This is a genomic window from Shigella sp. SIG3 (genome assembly GCF_053555855.1).
In genome coordinates this window covers 1-1,881 of sequence record NZ_JBQZXE010000225.1, presented here as the reverse complement: position 1 = coordinate 1,881, position 1,881 = coordinate 1, and the positions used below count along the sequence as shown (strand labels likewise).

Below are 1,881 nucleotides of genomic sequence, written 5' to 3'. Positions count from 1 at the left end.
CCCATTAAAGGGGTTGAGGAAGAATAAAGATGTTCGGAAAATTATCACTTGATGCAGTCCCGTTCCATGAACCTATCGTCATGGTTACGATCGCTGGCATTATTTTGGGAGGTCTGGCGCTCGTTGGCCTGATCACTTACTTCGGTAAGTGGACCTACCTGTGGAAAGAGTGGCTGACCTCCGTCGACCATAAACGCCTCGGTATCATGTATATCATCGTGGCGATTGTGATGTTGCTGCGTGGTTTTGCTGACGCCATTATGATGCGTAGCCAGCAGGCTCTTGCCTCGGCGGGTGAAGCGGGCTTCCTGCCACCTCACCACTACGATCAGATCTTCACCGCGCACGGCGTGATTATGATCTTCTTCGTGGCGATGCCTTTCGTTATCGGTCTGATGAACCTGGTGGTTCCGCTGCAGATCGGCGCGCGTGACGTTGCGTTCCCGTTCCTCAACAACTTAAGCTTCTGGTTTACTGTTGTTGGCGTGATTCTGGTTAACGTTTCTCTCGGCGTGGGCGAATTTGCGCAGACCGGCTGGCTGGCCTATCCACCGCTATCGGGAATAGAGTACAGTCCGGGAGTCGGTGTTGATTACTGGATATGGAGTCTCCAGCTATCCGGTATAGGTACGACGCTTACCGGTATCAACTTCTTCGTTACCATTCTGAAGATGCGCGCACCGGGCATGACCATGTTCAAGATGCCAGTATTTACCTAGGCATCACTGTGCACGAACGTACTGATTATTGCTTCCTTCCCAATTCTGACGGTTACCGTCGCGTTGTTGACCCTGGATCGCTATCTGGGCACCCATTTCTTTACCAACGATATGGGTGGCAACATGATGATGTACATCAACCTGATTTGGGCCTGGGGCCACCCGGAAGTTTACATCCTGATCCTGCCTGTTTTCGGTGTGTTCTCCGAAATTGCGGCAACCTTCTCGCGTAAACGTCTGTTTGGTTATACCTCGCTGGTATGGGCAACCGTCTGCATCACCGTGCTGTCGTTCATCGTTTGGCTGCACCACTTCTTTACGATGGGGGCGGGCGCGAACGTAAACGCCTTCTTTGGTATCACCACAATGATTATCGCCATCCCGACCGGGGTGAAGATCTTCAACTGGCTGTTCACCATGTATCAGGGCCGCATCGTGTTCCATTCTGCGATGCTGTGGACTATCGGTTTTATCGTCACCTTCTCGGTGGGCGGTATGACTGGCGTGCTGCTGGCAGTACCGGGCGCGGACTTCGTTCTGCATAACAGCCTGTTCCTGATTGCGCACTTCCATAACGTGATCATCGGCGGCGTGGTCTTCGGCTGCTTCGCAGGGATGACCTACTGGTGGCCTAAAGCGTTCGGTTTCAAACTGAACGAAACCTGGGGTAAACGCGCGTTCTGGTTTTGGATCATCGGCTTCTTCGTTGCCTTTATGCCGCTGTATGCGCTGGGCTTCATGGGCATGACCCGTCGTTTGAGCCAGCAGATTGACCCGCAGTTCCACACCATGCTGATGATTGCAGCCAGCGGTGCAGTACTGATTGCGCTGGGTATTCTCTGCCTCGTTATTCAGATGTACGTTTCTATTCGCGACCGCGACCGCGACCAGAACCGTGACCTGACTGGCGACCCGTGGGGTGGCCGTACGCTGGAGTGGGCAACCTCTTCCCCGCCTCCGTTCTATAACTTTGCCGTAGTGCCGCACGTTCACGAACGTGATGCATTCTGGGAAATGAAAGAGAAAGGCGAAGCGTATAAAAAGCCTGACCACTATGAAGAAATTCATATGCCGAAAAACAGCGGTGCAGGTATCGTCATTGCAGCTTTCTCCACCATCTTCGGTTTCGCCATGATCTGGCATATCTGGTGGCTGGCGATTG

At 53.1% G+C, this 1,881-nt stretch carries 1 pseudogene; it reads left to right on the top strand.

What is annotated here, in order from left to right:
* Nucleotides 1-29 precede the first annotated feature (29 nt).
* A pseudogene (cyoB, locus tag ACUU1I_RS20355) lies at nucleotides 30-1,881 on the top strand (cytochrome o ubiquinol oxidase subunit I); the annotation flags it as partial.